The sequence below is a fragment of the Gordonia sp. PvP123 genome, assembly GCF_040547295.1.
Lineage (GTDB): Bacteria > Actinomycetota > Actinomycetes > Mycobacteriales > Mycobacteriaceae > Gordonia > Gordonia terrae.
The window spans coordinates 124,415-142,633 of sequence record NZ_JBEPPN010000005.1; the positions used below are offsets into that span (position 1 = coordinate 124,415).

The window sequence follows — 18,219 nt, forward strand, 5'->3', positions numbered from 1 at the left end:
CGCGGACAGAGGCGCATTGTGGGGCACGGACAACAAACCGCTCCCGCCTCGACGAATCGAAACGGGAGCGGTGGTTTGCCCCGACTGCGTGGTGCAGTCACACGCGGGTGTTCTCAGACGGCGCGAACGCCGGTGGCCTGCGGCCCCTTGGTGCCCTGTCCGACCTCGAACTCGACCCGCTGGTTCTCCTCGAGGGTGCGGAAACCGGATCCCTGGATCTCGGAATAGTGGACGAACACGTCGTCGGAACCCTCATCAGGCGCGATGAAGCCGAAGCCCTTTTCCGCGTTGAACCACTTCACAGTTCCCTGTGCCATTCTTGCAATCCTTTACATATCAACTGTCGCGACACGATGGGTCATCGTGTCGTGGCCGGTCGACCGCCATACCTCAAAGAGCCCCGCGAAGATCTGCATCGATCCGCCAAACTAACCTCAGTACCACGGCTGCAACATGCTTGTCGCCCACCGGGCGGTGGGTCGCGAAAGCTGCGGCCGGAACCAGTCAATCATGTTCGGCCCCCCAGCGATAGTCACACGAACCAAAGTGAGTCAAAACCTCGTCAAACTTCAGAGCAACGACATCAGCCGGTAACATCGCCGCAGGTCAGGAGACCTGAAGCCGCGACACTATTTCGAAGAGTTGTCACCAGAAGATGCAGTACTCCACATTCGGGACAGGACTACTGGCCCGGACCCTCGCGGGTTCCGACGCCGACCCCTCCCCCCTCACCCACCTGTCGGTAATCCCGTCGCGCTCAGCATCTTTCGTCGAGTGGCCGGAATGGGTGCCGCAACCGCTGATCGACGCCTACGCCGACAACGGCATCGAGAAGGTGTGGACTCATCAGGCGAGCGCGGCCGACGCCGCATTCCACGGAAATCATGTCGCTATTTGCACGGGTACCGCATCGGGCAAATCCCTGTCGTATCAAATGCCCATTCTCACTGCTTTGCTGAACGAAAAGAATGCGACGGCGCTATACCTCGCGCCGACAAAAGCACTCGGCGCCGACCAGATCCGGGCGGTGTCGTCGATCATCGCCGGACGACCGGAGTTCGGGCACCTGCAGCCGTGCGCATACGACGGCGACACCGACCCCGAGATCCGACAGTGGGCGCGTGCGCATTCGCGCTGGATCTTCACCAACCCCGACATGCTGCACATCGGCATCCTGTCCCACCATCACCGGTGGCGACAGTTCTTCCGACATCTTCGATTCATCGTCGTCGACGAATGTCACCACTACCGTGGGGTGTTCGGCTCGCACACCGCGCTGGTGATGCGGCGGTTGCTGCGCATCGCGCGGGCCGCAGGCGCCGACCCGATCGTCATCGGGGCGAGTGCGACGGTCGCCGAGCCGGCGGAGGCGCTGGGAAGGCTGATCGGCGAGCCCGCGGTGGCGGTGACCGAGGACGGGTCTCCCCGCGGTGAGCGGACCGTCGCCCTCTGGGAGCCCGACTTCCTGCCGGTGGTCACCGGGGAGAACGGCGCACCGGTGCGCCGCTCGGCCGGGGCCGAATCCGCGCGACTGCTGGCCGATTTCGTGGTGGAGGGGGCTCGCACACTGTGCTTCGCGCGCAGCCGACGAGGCGTGGAGCTCACCGCGCTCAGTGCGCGACACCTGTTGTCGCAGAGCGCCCCCGAGCTCGAGTCCCGGATCGGGGCCTACCGCGCCGGTTATCTGGCCGACGACCGGCGCCGTCTCGAGAAGGCCATCTCCGACGGCGAACTGCTCGGCGTGGCCACCACCAACGCGCTCGAACTCGGCGTCGACATCAGCGGACTCGACGCCGTGATCGTCAGTGGATATCCCGGCACGGTCGCCTCGTTCTGGCAGCAGGCCGGACGGGCGGGACGCCAGCGCGAGTCCGGCGATTCGCTCGTCGTGCTCGTCGCGCGCGATGACCCACTCGACACCTACCTCGTGCACCACCCCGAGTCGCTGCTCGGCAAGCCCGTCGAGGCCACGGTCACCGACCCGGCCAATCCCTACATCCTGGGCCCGCACCTGTTGTGCGCTGCCATGGAGAAGCCGCTGTCGGACACAGAGATCGACGCCTGGAATGCACACGACGTGGCACACGACCTCGCCGCCGAGGGTCTGCTCCGCAAACGCAAGTCGGGCTGGTACGTCACCGCCGGGACCGAACCCCACGCCGACGTCGACATCCGCGGCGGCATCGGCGGTCAGGTCCTCATCGTCGACACCACGACGTCGCAACTGCTCGGCACGGTCGACACCGGCCGGGCCATGTCCACGGTGCACCCCGGCGCCGTCCACATCCACCAGGGCGAAAGCTATCTCGTCGACGAGCTCGACCTCGACGACGGTCTCGCGCTGACACACCCCGAGGACCCGGACTGGACGACGTCGGCGCGAGAGACGACCGACGTCACCGTGACCGCAACCCTCGCGAGCCGACGGTTCGGTCCGTTGACGGTCGCGTTCGTGGAGGTCGACGTCACGCACCAGGTCGTGGGGTATCTGCGCACGTTGCGGACCGGCGAGGTGCTCGACGCCGTCGAACTCGACATGCCCGAACAGACACTCAGTACCCGCGCGGTGATGTACACCCTCACACCGGAGTCGCTCGCCGACGCCGGCATCGACGAGACCCGGCTCCCCGGCTCTCTCCACGCCGCCGAGCATGCGGCCATCGGCCTCCTTCCCCTGGTGGCCACCTGCGACCGCTGGGACATCGGTGGACTCTCCACCGACCTCCACCCGGACACCGGGCTGCCGACGGTCTTCGTCTACGACGGGTACATGGGCGGTGCCGGCTTCGCCGAACGGGGGCACTCGGCATTCCTGACCTGGATCGACGCCACCCGGGACGCGGTGGCCGGCTGCGGGTGCGAGAGCGGCTGCCCGTCCTGCGTCCAGAGCCCCAAGTGCGGCAACGGCAACGACCCGCTGGACAAGAATGGCGCAGTGGCCGTCCTGGATCTTCTCCGTCGGGAATACTTGGCCCATGCATGACGAGGCATCCGACCGGGGAACCCACACGTACCGTCAGGTCACCCGCCCCTCCCGTGCCTTCTTCCTGCTCGCCCGGCCGACGCAGAACACCGACCAGTTGCCGTCCTCCATCGGCGAACGCGACGTATTCTTCTCCGAAGAGGAGGCACTCGACGCCCTGGACCTCCACTACGCCTGGTGCGCTGCCCGGTCCGGTGGGTTCACCGACGTCGTGACGACGGCGCAGTGGTACCTCCAGACGGCGATGGTCGGGCCACGGGTGACCGCGTCGCTCGGCGAGGTCTATCTGGCTTCCTCCGATGCCCAATCCGGCGAGATCTGGGCAGCAGCAGGAGGTTTCCTCACCGAGGGCGAGCTCATCCACTGGTCGTCGTTCGTTCGGGCTGCCCGGTCGTGGATTCCCTTGAACACCGGCACCGACGGCTTCGAACTCGCGTACCGCGGTGACACCGAGGTTCACTTTCACCAATTGTGGTTTGCCCCCATGCAATCCATCCGCGTGTACCCGAAGCAGATCGCCGTCGACTCGGACGGGCTCGGATGAGTCCGCCCCGGCGGCGTCAGTCGATCGGCCCCGCCCGGGCCTGTGCGGTGGCGTGATTCGTCCCGAGGCTTCCGAGTTCGACCGGCACCCGTACCGTCACCACCACGTCATCGCCGTCGACACGACACCCGACCAGTTCTGCGCGGGGTCGTTGACGGCCGGCCAGGTCGTGCGCGGCCGCACACGGATTCACCTCGCCGGCGACGTGATCGATCGCCGCGGCCAGTGCCGACAGATCGGCCGCCGACTGCGCCCGGTGCCGGGCGAGCACCGCGCCCCCGACGTAGATCACCATCACGAGGACGGCGGCGAATGCCGCGATCGTGAATGCACCCAGTACCGTCGCGTGACCGTCATCGTCCACGACCAGTCCCCGGCCGGCCGTCATGGTCCGACCCCCGGCGCGAACATCACCTGATCCGCACCCGTCGGCTCCTTCGCCGCCACCGCCCGTGCCGACATCGTCAGACCCGGCAGCATCGCCACCTCCGACCTGACCTCGACGACGACATTCTCGTCCGAGGCCGAGATCGACACGCGTGCAGCGTCACCGACGAGCCGCCGGGCGGCCTCCCGCGCCGAGGAATCCCCCGCGGCGGACAGTCGCGCCACCTCTCGTGCCGCATCGGTACATCGGATCTGCGTGGTCACCGCGGCGATGGCGCCGACCGCGATCAGCACCGTGACGACAATCGCGGCGATCGCGTACGCGGCCTCGACGGTCACCATCCCCGATTCGTCGACGGCCAAGCGTCGCAATCGTTGTGACCCGATCATCAGCCGACCGAGGTGTTGAGCGCCTTCCCGATGATGCCGGTCAACGCGCTCACGATGTTGTCACCGGTGACGACCGTGTAGAGGATCGCACCGAACGCGGCCGCGGCAATGGTCCCGATTGCGTACTCCGCGGTCGACATCCCTTCCTCGTCGGTCATGAGGAGGGTCAGGTGCGCGCCGAGACGTTCGGTCACGGTGCCGGGGTCGTGCGCGGCGGGAGTGTCGTGAGTCCGGAAAATGGTGCGTGACATGATCTCTCCTGAGAGTCGATGGAACCGCGGGCCGATCTGGTCCGAGCACTTGCGGTGTTGCAGGTACTTGGACGCGCCGGGCGCCGATTCGGATCCCTCGGATTTCGAGACCATGCCGAGCCCTGGCCGGACCCGGACGAGGCTGCCTACGAGGTCGACCACACCCCGAGTTCGTTGCCGCTCGGATCCGTGAAATGGAACCGTCGGCCGCCGGGAAAAGCGTAGGGTCCGTTGACGATCTCGCCACCGGCGGCGCGAACCTGTTCCGCCGTGGCGTCCAGGTCGTCGGAGTAGAGCAGCACGAGCGGGCCACCGCGCACCGCAGCCGTCTCGCTCGTCGCGAGGCCACCGACCTCGGGCAGGTCGGGACCGCCCGGGTTCACGATCCCCGCGTACGCGGGCCCGTAGTCGTTGAACTGCCAGCCGAACGCCGACGAATAGAACGCCTGCGCCGCGGCGGAGTCGGTGACGGTGAGTTCGATGTAGTCGATCGCGTGGTGTCGAGAACCTGAGTCGGTCATGGGTCCATTGTGCGTCCTCGCACCGACAGCGCGTCAGACCGAACCCAGAACCGTCGAGGCGAGGCCGACGACGACCGGAACGATACCGAGGCAGATGAATGCGGGTAGGAAGCACAATCCGAGCGGGCCGCTGATGGCGACCCCGGCCCGCTCGGCGGCGGCAAGGGCGTCGTCGTGGGCCCGGCGCCGCACGTCCTCGGCGAGTTCGGCGAGCCCGCCCGCGAGCGACGAGCCGGCCCGCGCCGAGCGACGAGCCATCGCGGCGAGCGCGTCGAGATGGTCGTCGGAGGCCGCGCCGTTCGACCCGTCGATCAACGCCGACCACGCCGCGTCCGGATCGGCGCCGAGCTGCAGCAGGTCGGCGACGTGAGCGAGGGGCCCGGCCATCGACGCCGGTGCGCGCTCGGCGACCACCGACGCCGCGGTCCCCACCGGGAGTCCGGCACGTAGGCACACGGCGAAGAGATCGAACGCCGACGCGACTGCGAACGGGTCGTCGGGAGCAGGTCCGGCACCCAGCCACCGTGGCGTGCGATCCGGGGGTGGGGGCGGCCCGGTCACCCGGCACAGCAACCACCGCGGCGCCGGCCAGAGCCACAACGCCACGGCCAACAGTGCCGCGGACCAGGCGGCGCCCGCCATCCCGCCGGGCATCACCGCGCCAGCACCTTCCCGGTGATGCGCTCCGACCAGCCGATCCCTGCGGCCACCAGGCCACACCCGACCACCAGCAGAACGCCGCCCAGACCGCCACCGAGGAGGACCTGGATCGGTCCCGCACCCGTCGCCTGCCCCAGCGCGATCCCGAGCAGCGGCAGACCGGCCAGAACCGCTGCCGTCGCGCGTGGCCCCGACAGTCCGGCCCGTGTTCGATCCGCGAAACCCCGCCGTGCCTGCAGGTCCGAGCGCACCGCGCCGAGGAGGTCGCCCATCGGCAGACCGCGGTCGTCGGCGATCTGCCACGCCACACCGATACGACGCCACGACTCGCCACCCGCCGAGGCGTCGTCCCCGGACGTCGAATCGAGCACCGAACCACCCAGGGCGGCACGGCAGGCCATCGCCTCGAGGCCGTCGGCGATCGCTGATCCGGAACCCCCGTCACCGGGATCACGACGGCGGAGTTCGGCGACCGCGACCTCGCAGGCCCGCACCGGTGGCGCGCCGACCGACAGTTCGGCGATCATCAGCGACAGCGCGAGGAGCAGGTCGTCCGACCGACGATCGCGCGATTTCTCGGCCAGTCGGCGGCGGCGCACCCAGAGCACGACCGTCACGATGATCGCGGCCGCGATGGCGGCGGGCAACCCGCCCATCAGGGAGACACCGAAGGGCGCCGCCATCGGAGCCAGCACGACCGGGATGGATGACCGGCTGGGGTCCTCGCCTCCGCAGACAGCCAGGATTCGGTACGTCACCCGTGGCGGAGAAGTCATCAGTACCGCGACACCCGCAGCGGCCGACACCAGCGCGACGGCGACCGGAGTCGACATCACCGGCACTCCCCCGTAGCCGTCCCCCGGCCGGCGACCAGCGCGTCGAACTGCCGACGATCCGCGGTGAAACCGTTGTGGCGCAACCAGATCGGCACGATCATCACCCGCCCGGAGTCGTCCCGTCGGACGATCCCGATCTCGACGAGACCCCGTGTTCCACCCGCATTCCGTGCCACCCCGAGGACCACCTGCAACGCGGCACCCAGCTGACTGTGGAGGGCATCACGTCCCATACCTCCCAGCGCGGCAAGTGCTTCCATCCGCGCCGGCACCTCCGAGGTCGAGTTCGCGTGCACCGTACCGGCACTCCCGTCGTGACCGGTGTTCAGCGCCGTGAGCAGGTCGATGACCTCACTGCCTCGAACTTCGCCGACGATGATCCGGTCGGGTCTCATCCGAAGCGCCTGCCGGACGAGCGTCCGCACCGGGACCTCACCCACACCCTCGACATTCGATGCCCGCGCGACCAGCCGCACCACCTGCGGGTGGCGCGGGGCGAGCTCGAGGGCGTCCTCCACACACACCACCCGCTCGCGCGGATCCATGGCGCCGATCAGCGCGTTCAGCAGGGTCGTCTTCCCCGAGCCGGTGCCGCCGATCACCAGGAAGGCGAGCCGGTGACGCAGGATGTCGGCGATGACCGGCACCACCTCGGACGGGATCGCGCCGTTGTCGATCAGGCTCGGCAGGTCCTTGGACGCCGAACGCAGAACCCGCAGTGAGATGCACGTTCCGTCCGCAGCGAGTGGCGGAATGATCGCGTGGAGCCGCACGGTGTACCCGCGGCGTCCGACGTTCGACAACTGCCCGTCGACCCAGGGCTGGGCGTCGTCGAGGCGTCGTCCGGCCCCGAGTGCGAGCCGGCCCGCCAGTCGACGCACCGACCCCTCGTCCGGAAATCGGATCGGCGTCGACTCGAGCCCGGAACCCCGATCCACCCACACCTCGTCCGGACCCGCCACCAGGATGTCGGCGATGTCGGGTTCGGCGAGGAGTTGCTCGAGCTTGCCCGCCCCGGTCAGTTCGGTCTGCAGGAATCGGAGCGCGGCGAGCAGGTCGGTGTCGCCGAGCACTCCCCCGGCCTCTGCCCGGATCGCGTCGGCGATGACGGCCGGACTCGGGTCGGCCGCGTCGGCGGCCAGACGCGAGCGCACCCGGTCCAACAGCGCTTCGTCGGCCTGCCCGTCCGTTCGTGCCCGCGTCATGATGCGAGCCGCCGTCGCTCGGCGACCCGCGAGTGCACCGTCGCGGCCGCGCGGCCGAGTGGGCTGCGAGGTCGCAGTCGCAACGGGCCACCTTCCAGCCGCACGGCCAGACGCGGGTCCGGGCGAAAGGCGGCGAGCAGTGGGAGTCCGATCGCGTCGGCGACCTGCTGTGGCCGTAGCCCGCCGGGCGAGGGTCCCCGCACGACGAGCTCGACGGCCACCTCGTCGCCGACGACACGGTCGACGATGCGTCGAGCGGCGGCGCATCCGCCGACGGTGGGAGTGGTCACCACCACCACGACGTCGGTGGATGCGATTGCGGCGCGCACCACGGGGTTGTCGGAGCGCGGCAGGTCGACCACGACAAGATCGCCGTGCGTCTGTCCCGCATCGATGACCGCGGTGACGGCCTCCACGCTCAACCCGGCGGCGGGCAGTCGCTGGGAGGTCAGCACCGCGAGACCGTCACGCGCACTCGGCAGCGCCTGGTGGAGGGCCGTACCGCCGACGACCCCACCGTCGAGCGCGAGATCCTGCCAACGCAGCCCTGGGCGGCGCTCGATGCCGAGCAGAAGGTCGGCACCTGCGCCCATGTCGTCGAGGTCGAGGAGAAGCGTGGGCGAGCCGGCGTCGGCCGACGTCAGCGCCACCGCGGCAGCCAGCGTCGATGCGCCGGCGCCGCCGTGTGCACCGATGACCGCGACGACGCCGGCCGGGCGGCGTCGAGGTACCCGACACTCGGTCAGCACGCGGACCAGGCGCCCCTCCTCGGCCGGCAGGGTCGACGCGTCCTCGGCACCCAGGTCCATCGCCATCCGCCAGGTGTGTGCCCCCGGCTCGGCAGCACTGACCAGCACGAGTCCAGGGCGACGGGGCGGGCGTATGCGGGACAGGACCGCGACCGCAGGCGGGTCCGCGACCACGGCCCGGGCCGTCAGCCACTCGCGTCGGCAGTCGTCGGCAGACCCGACGTGCACGAGGTAACCGGCCGCGGCGGCGCAGCGCGCGACGTCGTCGCGGAGGTCAGGGTCTACGAGAACCAGCAGTTCGTCGGGCATGCGGACGATCATGCGGCAGGCGGAGGACGCCGACCGGCCGGAACACCGCCGCCTGGGGATGGAGTCCGGGCCTGTGGACAACCGGGCGCGACCGCCGAAGTTCCGCGGTAGAAAAGACCCCAGACAGAGGACAACCCCGGCCAGGGGGGGAGGAGGCCGGGGTCGTCACGTTTCAGCCCCGGGGGGTCGGGCTGAAACGTACCGGTATGAGAACCGGGTACCGATGACTATACACACGGTTTCGGATTCTTTGCAAGCACAACAATCGCATTCGCGAATGTCCGTTCTACTCCTCGGTAACAAGTTCTGCGAAATGCATGCGCTTCCTGGCCGCTATCGAGGAAACGCCTTTTAGGGACGCGCGAATCTTCGCAACGTCATTGCAACGTCTACTCAGCGCGCCCAGCAGGCTCGCCACATTCCGCCTCGGGCCCCGAGACCTCGACGGGTCGTTCGGTTCGCCTGCGCCCCAAGCGATCTCACTGAATTCGGCAACTGGTCCAACATTCCGGCGCCGAACGCTTGATGTGATCGGCATCACGGTGTAGAACAGTGGTTACGGAAACTCGGAAGGCCAAGTTCGATCCGGAAGAGAAGGAACGGACCCCCACGCCGAGCACTTCCCAGCACGGGCGGCAAGCACCCACGCGGAGCACGCCGCATATGGCAAAAGTGTTGTGCGCCTGCGACATCACAGTCAGGACGACCGACCGCCACCACTCGATGCGCCACCGCCTTCCTCTCATGAGGCGCCAGGCCCGGGAGGAATGGCCCACAGCTGGCAGCACGTGGACGGTCCGCAATCCCGACTCGTGGTCAATCGCCGAGGCGGTAACCACAGCCCACCAAGCACGCTTGGTAACTTGGGTCCGTGCTACGCGGGCGGCAACCGCGTCGTTTACGACGCCGGCGGCCGCCCGCAGTGCTGTCCGGGGCCGACCCCGGGACGCTAGCCCGCCCGCGCCGCGTCGGCGATCGATTTCGCCTCCGCCGCACCGGCTTCCAGGGCCTCGCAGCAGAAGACGATCCAGTCCCGCAGGCCCGATTCGGTACCCGCCCCGAAGTTCGCCGCCAAGGTGCGGTACTCGCCGACCCGTTTGAACCAGGTCACCTCCGGCACCCCGAGACAGTGCGGGTCCAGACCGGTCGCAGCACTGACGAGGCGGGACGCGGCTCGGGCGACGACGCCGTTGGCGGTCGGGAAGGCATCCACGGCGAGCAGCTCGCCGTGGACCACCGCGACGAGCACCGGCGCCGGGACCGACGTAGCACCGGTTGTCAACTGCCCCAACAGGTTGAGACGTTCACCCGCATCCGTCCCACTTCGTGGCCGTCCCAGCTCCTCGGGGTCACCGACGAGGTCCGCCGCGGCCAGGGTGTGCAGCCGCGCCAGAGCCTGCGCAGGCGCCCGCCGGATCACGGCGGTCAGCGTGACGAGGGAGTCGCCGTCGAGCGCCTGCGACACCCGCATCGCGCCCGCCAGGATCGGATCGTCGAAGTCGCCGTCGCGCCGGAGTTCGACGCTTCCACCGTCGATCGCGGCCGAGGACCGACCCGCGCGCCACGAGGCCTCGGTGGCGGTCTTGTCCCATCCTCGCAGGTTGGCGGGGTGCCGGTGGACCGCAGACAGAGCATCGCGCGCGCGGTCGGCAGCGTCGGCGACGCCGGGGAGTTCCAGCAGGGGCAGCAGCGGGTCGGTGGTCACGAACCGACGATAGTTGCGTCGTCGACACCCCGGCCAGGACGCCCCGGGTTGGACGATCGGATGGCCACCCCCCGCATCGAGAGTTACACCTTTCGGCGAATTGGAAACTCCGACGATCCATTGTTAGTCGTCGTTTCAGGAAATCCGTGTAGTCAATTGTTTGCGGGATATGTCAGAACTCTGAGTGAAACGTCGGCGTGGGTCGTCGTAAGGCACCCCGGATGGGCGTACGACCGTTCGTCGTCGCTCACCTGCCGTTCATCGCGTATCGGTCGCGTTCGCATACGGGGCGGTTCCTGGCTCGACTCCTACGTGACTACGCTCACACTGTTTCCCCGTACTGACGTCGGGTCACCTTACTGTTGAGTGACCGCCGTCGACAGCGAAAGGCCCTTGTCACCGATGTCCTCCACCGTCCAGGCATTCCCACCCTCCGACGAGTTCGCCGCCCAGGCCAACGGCACCGCCGAGATGTACGACCATGCCGATGCCGATCGCCTCGAGTTCTGGGCCGAGCAGGCCCGGCGGCTGGAGTGGGCCACCGATTTCACCACCACCCTCGACTGGTCCGACGCACCCTTCGCCAAGTGGTTCGTCGGCGGCAAGCTGAACGTGGCCGTCAACTGCGTGGACCGCCACGTCGCCGCAGGAAAGGGCGACCGGGTCGCCATCCACTGGGTCGGCGAACCCGGCGACACCCGCGATCTCACCTACAGCCAGTTGCTCGCCGAGGTCAGCAAGGCGGCCAACTACTTCGCCGCCATCGGACTGGTCGCCGGCGACCGCGTCGCCATCTACATGCCGATGGTGCCCGAGGCCCTGATCTCGATGCTCGCCTGCGCCCGCCTCGGACTGACCCATTCGGTGGTCTTCGCCGGCTTCTCCTCGGGCGCGCTGCGCTCACGCGTCGACGACGCCGAGGCCAAGCTCGTGATCACCACCGACGGCCAGTACCGCCGCGGCCAGCCGGCGCCGCTGAAGACGCAGGTCGACGAAGCGCTCGGCACCGGCGAGGACGCCGCGAAGTCGGTCGAGAAGGTCCTGGTCGTGCGTCGGACCAACCACGACCCCGACCTGAACTGGGTCGAAGGCCGCGACGTGTGGTGGGAAGACACCGTCGACGAGCAGTCCGACACCCACGAGGCCGAGGCGTTCGACGCCGAGCACCCGCTGTTCCTGCTCTACACCTCGGGGACCACCGGCAAGCCCAAGGGGATCGTCCACTCCTCGGGCGGCTACCTCACCCAGGTCAGCTACTCGTTCCACTACGTGTTCGACCACAAGGAAGGCCGCGACGTCTTCTGGTGCGGTGCCGACATCGGCTGGGTGACCGGCCACTCCTACCTCGTGTACGGCCCGCTCTCCAACGGCGCGACCGAAGTCGTCTACGAGGGAACCCCCAACTCCCCCAACGAGCACCGCCACTTCGAGATCATCGAGAAGTACGGCGTCACCATCTACTACATCGCGCCGACGCTGATCCGCACCTTCATGAAGTGGGGCCGCGAGATCCCCGACGCCCACGACCTGTCCACCATCCGGCTGCTCGGCAGCGTCGGCGAACCGATCAACCCCGAGGCCTGGAAGTGGTACCGCGAAGTCATCGGCGGAAACTCCGCGCCCATCGTCGACACCTGGTGGCAGACCGAGACCGGCGCCATCATGATCTCGCCGCTGCCCGGCGTCACCGCGACCAAGCCGGGATCGGCGATGAAGCCCCTGCCCGGCATCAGCGCCAACATCGTCGACGACCAGGGCAACCCCGTCGGTGCGGGCGAGCAGGGCTACCTCGTGCTCGACCAGCCGTGGCCGTCGATGCTGCGCGGCATCTGGGGCGACGACGAGCGATTCCGCGAAACCTACTGGTCGCGCTTCGCCGAGCAGGGCTGGTACTTCGCCGGTGACGGCGCCCGCTACGACGAGGACCACGCCCTCTGGGTCCTCGGACGTGTCGACGACGTCATGAACGTCTCCGGCCACCGCATCTCGACCGCCGAGGTCGAGTCCGCCCTCGTCGGCCACTCCGGTGTCGCCGAAGCCGCGGTCATCGGCGCCGCCGACGAGACCACCGGCCAGGGCATCGTCGCCTTCGTCATCCTGCGCGAGGGCGTGGAGAACACCGGTGATCAGCTGATCGCCGAACTGCGCCAGCAGGTGTCGGTGGAGATCTCGCCGATCGCCAAACCCCGCGAGATCAACGTCGTGCCCGAACTGCCCAAGACACGGTCGGGCAAGATCATGCGTCGCCTGCTCAAGGACGTCGCCGAAGGACGCGAACTGGGCGACACCTCGACGCTCGTCGACCCGTCGGTGTTCGAGGCAATCCGCGCGAAGAAGGCCTGATCGGGCCCGGACGACCGCTCCCCCGCGAGCACTACTGTGTCGATGCGCCGCCGGCGGACTCCCGCCGGTGGCGCATCGCACGTCCGGGGAACTCACCGACGCACCCGAGGGTGGGCCGCCACCTCAGCGGCACTCGCATGGCAACATAAGGCGCATCTGCCGAACAACGGAGGATTCTGTGAGCCCCAACGAGCACGGCCTGCCCGACGCGGGCCGGGACTCCGTCCCGTCGATCCCGCTCTCCGACGCGAACGCCGGCCACAACGGCGAGCCGACAATCGGAAGCCTGGTCAAGGACGCGACCACCAGTGTCTCCACCCTGTTCCGATCCGAGGTCGCGCTCGCCAAGGCAGAGCTCGTCACCGAGGCAAAGAAAGCCGGCACCGGCACCGGGCTGCTGATCGTCGCCGGCGTGATGGCGTTGTACTCCAGCTTCTTCTTCTTTTTCTTCCTGGCCGAGTTGCTCGACGAATGGGTCTGGCGCTGGCTGGCCTTCCTGATCGTGTTCCTCATCCTGGTCCTGGTGACCGTGGTCGCCGCGTTCGTCGGGTATCTGTTCTTCAAACGCGTGCGCGGCCCCAAGAAGACGATCGAGTCGGTCAACGAACTGCCGACCGTCCTGCCGAACCGTCATGCGACACACGAGACCACCCACCCGAGAATCCCGCCCGCCCGCGAAGGCTGATCCGTGAGCGAGGAGCCCGACCCCTCGAGCGTTCGTCTCCCGGGCGACTGGGAGCACTTCGACGTCCGCGCCAACGGAGTCCGGTTCCACGCCGTCCAGCCCGCGGGCGTCCCGGCAGGCGACCGTCCACTGGTGTTGTTGCTGCACGGCTTCGGCGAGTTCTGGTGGAGTTGGCGGCATCAACTGACCGCACTCACCGACGCCGGATTCCGCGCCGTCGCCGTCGACCTGCGCGGCTACGGCGACACCGACAAGCCGCCGCGCGGCTACGACGGCTGGACCCTGGCCGGCGACACCAACGGCCTCGTCCGCGCACTCGGGCACTCGCGCGCCACCCTCATCGGGCATTCCGACGGCGGACTGGTCTGTTGGGCGACCGCGACCCTCCACCCACGGGTCGTCGACCGGATCGTCGTCATCGCGTCCCCCCATCCGCGCGCCCTGCGCCGACGGGTACTGCGCGACAAGGCCCAGCGGGCCCGATTCCTGCCGCTGTTCCTGCGCAACCAGATCCCGCGTCTCGGCGAACGTCAGGTCACCCGCGACGACGCCGCCTTCGTCTCCGACTACTTCGCGGAACGGTCGTCGGCTCCCTGGCGGGCCGAGCCCGACTACGGTCACACCGTCGAGCTCAATCGTTCGGCCATGCTGATCCCCAACGTCGCGCACTGCAGCCTGGAGTACCGGCGCTGGGCGTTCCGTTCGCAATTCCGGCCCGACGGCGCCCGCTTCATGGAACTCATGGATCAGCGATTGCACCTGCCGGTGCTCGCCCTCCGCGGCCGCGACGACCCGTACATCCTCGACGACGCGATGGCCGACAGCCACCGGTGGGCTGCACACCAGCTGTACCGGCAGGTCGAGGGCAGCGGTCACTTCGTCCACCAGGAACAACCGGCCGCGGTGACCGGGCACATCATCGAGTTCCTGCGCCACGAGCCCGAACCCACCGCGGACGGCACGCGCCGATCAGCGCGGAAGGTCAGGCGAGGACGCAGCGCTGTGTACTCACCCGCTCGCTTCGCCGCTCGGATTCGTCGAAGTCGGAGCGGACCTGACGGGCGGTGAGCACGAAACCGGTCTCGTCGGCCGCGTTCTCGGCCGCCCCGAACACCACGCCGAGCACCTCGCCGTCCGAGTTGAGCAGCGGCCCACCCGAATTGCCCTGCCGGATCAGACCACGCACGGCATAGACCTCACGGGTCACCTGCCCGGTGCGGTAGATGTCGTCGCCGGTGTGGGCGAACACCGCGCGAACCCGCAGCGGACTCACGTAGAAGGGTCCGGCCTCGGGGAAACCGAGCGCGATCGCGTCGTCCCCGGTCGACGCGGGCCGTGAGGCGAACCGCAGGGCAGGCGCACGCAGACCCGGGACGTCGAGCACCGCGATGTCGTTCTCGCTGTCGAAGAGCACCACGCGCGCCGGGAGCTGCGCCCCGGTCGAGGTCTGCACCTCGAGCCGCTCGGTACCCGCGACCACGTGCGCGTTGGTCATGACCCGCTCGGGCGACACGACGAACCCACTCCCCTCGAGCGCCTGCCGGCAGCTCGGCGCAACGCCCTCGATCTTCACGACGCTGGGACGTGCCTGCGTCACCACCGGCAGTTCGGCCAGCGCCTGGTCCGGCGGGTCGACATTCGTCGACGGGGTGCTGACGAACGGGAGCTTCGGGAGCCCCGAACTGTCCAGAAGCGCCTTGAAGTCGTCGGGCAGGTCGTCGACCCACTGCGGCGACACCGCGTCGACGCCGGTCAGCACCTTGGAGTCACGCACCGCCCCCGCGATCGCCGGGTCCGCCGACTCCCGCAACGGGATGGCCAGCAGGCCTGCGGCCAGCAGCACGGCGACCACCTGCAGGAGCGAGCCGACACCACTGTCGACGGCACGCAGCCCGGGCGACCGGATACCACCGCGAGCCGCGCGGCCCAGAACCATGCCCGCGACCTCGCCGACGACGACGAGTACGACGAGCACCAGGATTCCGGCGAGCACCCGCACCTGCAGGTCGTCGAACTGTTCGATCAGGCGCGGCGCGAGCAGCAGACCGGCCACGGCGCCGAGCGCGACACCGATGAACGCCAGGGCGGATGCGACCGCACCCGATCGGTACCCGCTGGCCGCGGCGAGCAGGGCGATGCCGATCACGATGATGTCGACCCAGGTCGAGCCGGTCACCGGGGACCACCCGACTCGGCGTTGCGGGCATCGACGACGTCGCGGTCGTCCGGGTGGAGTTCGGCGAAACCGGATTCCTGACGGCTGCCGGCGAGTTCGATCATCTTCTCCAGCGAACGCACGTCGTTCTTGTCCCAGGGGCGGTCCCAGCCGGACACCTCGCTGATGGCGGCGACGAGCCCACCGGTGAAGCCCCACACGAGCAGCCGGTCGACGAAGAAGGCCGGACCCTTGTAGACGATGCCGACCGCCTTGCGACGGACCTGGAATCGGTTGTCCGGGTCGAGCAACTCGCGCAGGTTGATGCGGTCCACCCGCGCGGTCTCGCCCTCGTCGACGACGCGCACTTCGCTCGGACGGTGCCAATAGCCGATCACCGGGACGACGTCGAACCCCGAGACCCCGACCGGAAAGCTGGGGAGGGTCGCGAGGATGCTGACCCCGGAGGCATCGAGGCCGGTCTCCTCGGCGGCCTCACGCAACGCGGTGCCCACCGGGAAGTCGTCGCCCGGATCGGCCGCACCGCCGGGGAACGCGACCTGCCCGCTGTGTTGGCGCAGCGTCGGCGCACGCTCGGTCAGCAGGACCTCGGCGTCGGCGGGCACACCGCCGGGATGGTCGTCGGCCGACTCCCACGACCCGGAGAACAGGATCAGGACCGCCGCCGACCGCGACTTCGTCGGCAGCATCGACGCCCACCGCGACCGGTCGCCGCCACGATTGTCGACACTCCTGGTGACAGCGGTGACATCCTCGGTGAGAGCTCGTAGCCAGGGTGGGATCTCCGCACGCGGGACCAGCGGACCCGCGTCCGCGCGCGGCCGCCCGCTCATATCCGCACGCCCAGGTGCTCGGCCACCGAGTCGGCGATCTCCTCCGGGCTGTCGAAGACACCGGGATAGACCTCGGCCACCGTGCCGTCGGGCCTGAGGAAGACGGTCGACGGGAACACCCGCGGCGCGCCGATGGCCGCGGCGACCTTCCCGTCGAGGTCGAGCACGGACGGCAAACGGACTCCGATCTCGGTGAGCAGCGTCAGCGGGAAGAACGGATTGCTACCGCCCTCCTTGGCGTGCAAGGCCAGCACGGTGACCCGGTCCCCGGCGCGCGCGGCGAACTCTTCGAAGTAGGGCAACTCGGTCTTGCACGGACCGCACCACTGCGCCCACACGTTGATCACCAGCGGGCGGCCCGCAGTCGACGCACCGAGGTCGTACGGCGCGCCGGTGCCCAGACAGGGCTCGACGACACCCTCGAGGACGGAATCGGGTGACTCCGGCAGACCCGTGACCGGGCACTCAGGCAGTGCGGCGGCTTGGCGCGCCTCCGCCACCCGCGCCTCGTCGACCGGGGCGTCGATCGGGCGGGGTCCACTCGCCGACGACGGCGTGCCGGTCATCGGCGCCGGATCCTCCCCGCGCGGCCAGATCGCGACGATCAGGGCGATCATCACGATCACGAAGACGACGGTCCACCGCGCGACAGGGGGAAAACGCGAATCCCGCGACGACGGACCCGCTTCGGTCCCTGCGCTCTGGTCTGTGTCCGTGGTGTCGTTCACGGGGCGGCGATCCCGGCCAGCGCGAGGAGATGCTCGGTCTCCGGCCCCTTCACCAGAGCGGCGGCGTCGGCCTTGTCCATCGGACCGGTCCCCACCGACGGGCAGTCCTTGGCGAGGATGCACACGCCGCAGGCCGGTTTGCGCGCATGACACACCCGGCGGCCGTGGAAGATGATCCGGTGTGACAGGTCGGTCCACTCGCGCCGTTCGATCAGCTCGCCGATGGCGTGCTCGACCTTCACCGGATCGGTCTCCTCGGTCCACTGCCAGCGTCGGACCAGGCGGCCGAAGTGGGTGTCGACGGTGATCCCGGGAACCCCGAAGGCATTGCCCAGCACCACGTTCGCGGTCTTCCTCCCGAATCCGGGCAACGACACCAGGTCTTTCAGGTTGTTCGGCACCGCCCCGTCGAACCGCTCGACGAGGGCTTGGCCGAGTCCCATGATCGAGTTCGCCTTGTTCCGGTAGAACCCGGTCGGGCGGATCATCTCCTCGAGCTCGGTGCGGTCGGCGCCGGCGTAGTCCGCGGCCGTCCGGTACTTCGCGAACAACGCCGGGGTGGTCTGGTTCACGCGGACATCGGTGCACTGTGCAGACAGGATCGTCGCCACCGAGAGCTCCAGCGGATCGGTGAAGTCGAGCTCGCAGTACACGTGCGGGAAGGCGACCTTCAGGGTGCGGTTCATCCGTCGCGCGCGCCGGACCAATCCGAGATGGGTCTCCTGCTTACGTGCCGGGGCCGGGCCCGTGGCAGCGGTCTTGCGTGCGCTCACCTGATTCAGGTTAGCGATGTGCAGCGGCAATCCCGATTCCAGCGGCTCCAAGCACACCCCGGCCTGCCGGCACCACGTCGGAATGCCCACCGTTTGCGCAGTTCAACGCGGGTTTTCCGCCCTGCGCGAAGTCCTCCGGCC

The 18,219-nt window shown here is 68.9% G+C and carries 19 protein-coding genes; 5 read left to right on the forward strand and 14 right to left on the reverse strand.

From position 1 onward, the window contains the following. Window positions 1-113: 113 nt before the first annotated feature. A complete protein-coding gene (locus ABIC25_RS10885; RefSeq protein WP_004022110.1) occupies window positions 114-317 on the reverse strand; it encodes a cold-shock protein in 204 nt (67 codons plus the stop codon). A 338-nt stretch (window positions 318-655) separates the two neighbouring features. On the opposite strand from ABIC25_RS10885, the gene ABIC25_RS10890 reads away from it, so the two are divergent. Both ABIC25_RS10890 and ABIC25_RS10895 read left to right on the forward strand, forming a co-directional pair. Next, entirely contained in the window at window positions 656-2,983 is a 2,328-nt protein-coding gene (locus ABIC25_RS10890; RefSeq protein WP_101820993.1) for a DEAD/DEAH box helicase, read from the forward strand. Then, a complete protein-coding gene (locus ABIC25_RS10895) occupies window positions 2,976-3,527 on the forward strand; it encodes a hypothetical protein (protein WP_004022108.1) in 552 nt (183 codons plus the stop codon). The genes ABIC25_RS10890 and ABIC25_RS10895 overlap by 8 nt, the downstream gene beginning before the upstream one ends. Before the next feature lie 16 nt (window positions 3,528-3,543). On the opposite strand, the gene ABIC25_RS10900 is transcribed toward ABIC25_RS10895, so the two are convergent. The 9 genes from ABIC25_RS10900 to ABIC25_RS10940 all read right to left on the reverse strand — a co-directional run bounded on the left by ABIC25_RS10900 (window position 3,544) and on the right by ABIC25_RS10940 (window position 10,540). Next, window positions 3,544-3,915 (reverse strand): Rv3654c family TadE-like protein, encoded by a 372-nt coding sequence (locus ABIC25_RS10900; protein WP_239401930.1) that lies wholly within the window; start codon window positions 3,913-3,915, stop codon window positions 3,544-3,546. Further along, window positions 3,912-4,256 (reverse strand): TadE family type IV pilus minor pilin, encoded by a 345-nt coding sequence (locus ABIC25_RS10905; protein WP_354561665.1) that lies wholly within the window; start codon window positions 4,254-4,256, stop codon window positions 3,912-3,914. The genes ABIC25_RS10900 and ABIC25_RS10905 overlap by 4 nt, the downstream gene beginning before the upstream one ends. 47 nt (window positions 4,257-4,303) lie before the next feature. After that, entirely contained in the window at window positions 4,304-4,555 is a 252-nt protein-coding gene (locus tag ABIC25_RS10910; RefSeq protein WP_354561404.1) for a DUF4244 domain-containing protein, read from the reverse strand. Window positions 4,556-4,701: 146 nt separating this feature from the next. Next, on the reverse strand, window positions 4,702-5,076 hold the full coding sequence (locus tag ABIC25_RS10915) for a VOC family protein (RefSeq protein WP_004022104.1): 375 nt from the start codon (window positions 5,074-5,076) through the stop codon (window positions 4,702-4,704). A 33-nt stretch (window positions 5,077-5,109) separates the two neighbouring features. Beyond that, on the reverse strand, window positions 5,110-5,718 hold the full coding sequence (locus ABIC25_RS10920; RefSeq protein ID WP_033204595.1) for a type II secretion system F family protein: 609 nt from the start codon (window positions 5,716-5,718) through the stop codon (window positions 5,110-5,112). An 11-nt stretch (window positions 5,719-5,729) separates the two neighbouring features. Then, window positions 5,730-6,569 carry a type II secretion system F family protein gene (locus tag ABIC25_RS10925; RefSeq protein ID WP_354561405.1) on the reverse strand — a complete coding sequence of 280 codons (840 nt, stop codon included), beginning with the start codon at window positions 6,567-6,569 and terminating at the stop codon, window positions 5,730-5,732. Continuing rightward, complete coding sequence (locus tag ABIC25_RS10930; protein WP_354561406.1) at window positions 6,569-7,777, reverse strand: TadA family conjugal transfer-associated ATPase; 1,209 nt, start codon at window positions 7,775-7,777, stop codon at window positions 6,569-6,571. Before ABIC25_RS10930 ends, ABIC25_RS10925 begins: the two co-directional genes overlap by 1 nt. Beyond that, entirely contained in the window at window positions 7,774-8,835 is a 1,062-nt protein-coding gene (gene ssd / locus ABIC25_RS10935) for a septum site-determining protein Ssd (protein WP_239401938.1), read from the reverse strand. Before ssd ends, ABIC25_RS10930 begins: the two co-directional genes overlap by 4 nt. Window positions 8,836-9,784: 949 nt before the next feature. Beyond that, a complete protein-coding gene (locus ABIC25_RS10940) occupies window positions 9,785-10,540 on the reverse strand; it encodes a hypothetical protein (RefSeq protein WP_004022099.1) in 756 nt (251 codons plus the stop codon). A gap of 402 nt (window positions 10,541-10,942) precedes the next feature. On the opposite strand from ABIC25_RS10940, the gene acs reads away from it, so the two are divergent. The 3 genes from acs (at window position 10,943) to ABIC25_RS10955 (ending at window position 14,636) form a co-directional block, all read left to right on the forward strand. Then, entirely contained in the window at window positions 10,943-12,883 is a 1,941-nt protein-coding gene (gene acs, locus ABIC25_RS10945; RefSeq protein ID WP_354561408.1) for an acetate--CoA ligase, read from the forward strand. Window positions 12,884-13,061: 178 nt separating this feature from the next. Next, on the forward strand, window positions 13,062-13,568 hold the full coding sequence (locus tag ABIC25_RS10950; RefSeq protein WP_004022097.1) for a phage holin family protein: 507 nt from the start codon (window positions 13,062-13,064) through the stop codon (window positions 13,566-13,568). A 3-nt stretch (window positions 13,569-13,571) separates the two neighbouring features. Beyond that, on the forward strand, window positions 13,572-14,636 hold the full coding sequence (locus tag ABIC25_RS10955; protein WP_354561410.1) for an alpha/beta fold hydrolase: 1,065 nt from the start codon (window positions 13,572-13,574) through the stop codon (window positions 14,634-14,636). Here the strand turns inward: ABIC25_RS10955 and ABIC25_RS10960 are convergent. From ABIC25_RS10960 to nth, 4 genes are read right to left on the reverse strand one after another with little or no spacing between them, the layout of a single operon-like run. Continuing rightward, window positions 14,551-15,744 (reverse strand): MarP family serine protease, encoded by a 1,194-nt coding sequence (locus tag ABIC25_RS10960; RefSeq protein WP_101820999.1) that lies wholly within the window; start codon window positions 15,742-15,744, stop codon window positions 14,551-14,553. The two genes, ABIC25_RS10955 and ABIC25_RS10960, sit on opposite strands and share 86 nt — an antisense overlap. Further along, window positions 15,741-16,577: an NUDIX hydrolase gene (locus ABIC25_RS10965; RefSeq protein WP_004022094.1), complete on the reverse strand. Its 837-nt coding sequence runs from the start codon at window positions 16,575-16,577 to the stop codon at window positions 15,741-15,743. Before ABIC25_RS10965 ends, ABIC25_RS10960 begins: the two co-directional genes overlap by 4 nt. Continuing rightward, the gene (locus ABIC25_RS10970) at window positions 16,574-17,305 is read right to left on the reverse strand and encodes a TlpA family protein disulfide reductase (protein WP_239401942.1); all 732 of its coding nucleotides are present in this window, start codon (window positions 17,303-17,305) and stop codon (window positions 16,574-16,576) included. Before ABIC25_RS10970 ends, ABIC25_RS10965 begins: the two co-directional genes overlap by 4 nt. After that, on the reverse strand, window positions 17,302-18,078 hold the full coding sequence (gene nth, locus ABIC25_RS10975) for an endonuclease III (RefSeq protein WP_239401944.1): 777 nt from the start codon (window positions 18,076-18,078) through the stop codon (window positions 17,302-17,304). Before nth ends, ABIC25_RS10970 begins: the two co-directional genes overlap by 4 nt. Between the last annotated feature and the right edge of the window lie 141 nt (window positions 18,079-18,219).

What these genes read in the sequence shown, in the direction of transcription:
- ABIC25_RS10915 (WP_004022104.1), bottom strand. Translation starts at nt 5,076, where the DNA reads ATGACCGACTCAGGTTCTCGACACCACGCGATCGACTACATCGAACTC.
- acs (WP_354561408.1), top strand. Translation starts at nt 10,943, where the DNA reads ATGTCCTCCACCGTCCAGGCATTCCCACCCTCCGACGAGTTCGCCGCC.
- ABIC25_RS10925 (WP_354561405.1), bottom strand. Translation starts at nt 6,569, where the DNA reads ATGTCGACTCCGGTCGCCGTCGCGCTGGTGTCGGCCGCTGCGGGTGTC.
- ABIC25_RS10895 (WP_004022108.1), top strand. Translation starts at nt 2,976, where the DNA reads ATGCATGACGAGGCATCCGACCGGGGAACCCACACGTACCGTCAGGTC.
- ABIC25_RS10965 (WP_004022094.1), bottom strand. Translation starts at nt 16,577, where the DNA reads ATGAGCGGGCGGCCGCGCGCGGACGCGGGTCCGCTGGTCCCGCGTGCG.
- ssd (WP_239401938.1), bottom strand. Translation starts at nt 8,835, where the DNA reads ATGCCCGACGAACTGCTGGTTCTCGTAGACCCTGACCTCCGCGACGAC.
- ABIC25_RS10905 (WP_354561665.1), bottom strand. Translation starts at nt 4,256, where the DNA reads ATGGTGACCGTCGAGGCCGCGTACGCGATCGCCGCGATTGTCGTCACG.
- ABIC25_RS10890 (WP_101820993.1), top strand. Translation starts at nt 656, where the DNA reads ATGCAGTACTCCACATTCGGGACAGGACTACTGGCCCGGACCCTCGCG.
- ABIC25_RS10910 (WP_354561404.1), bottom strand. Translation starts at nt 4,555, where the DNA reads ATGTCACGCACCATTTTCCGGACTCACGACACTCCCGCCGCGCACGAC.
- ABIC25_RS10900 (WP_239401930.1), bottom strand. Translation starts at nt 3,915, where the DNA reads ATGACGGCCGGCCGGGGACTGGTCGTGGACGATGACGGTCACGCGACG.
- ABIC25_RS10920 (WP_033204595.1), bottom strand. Translation starts at nt 5,718, where the DNA reads ATGGCGGGCGCCGCCTGGTCCGCGGCACTGTTGGCCGTGGCGTTGTGG.
- ABIC25_RS10885 (WP_004022110.1), bottom strand. Translation starts at nt 317, where the DNA reads ATGGCACAGGGAACTGTGAAGTGGTTCAACGCGGAAAAGGGCTTCGGC.
- ABIC25_RS10930 (WP_354561406.1), bottom strand. Translation starts at nt 7,777, where the DNA reads ATGACGCGGGCACGAACGGACGGGCAGGCCGACGAAGCGCTGTTGGAC.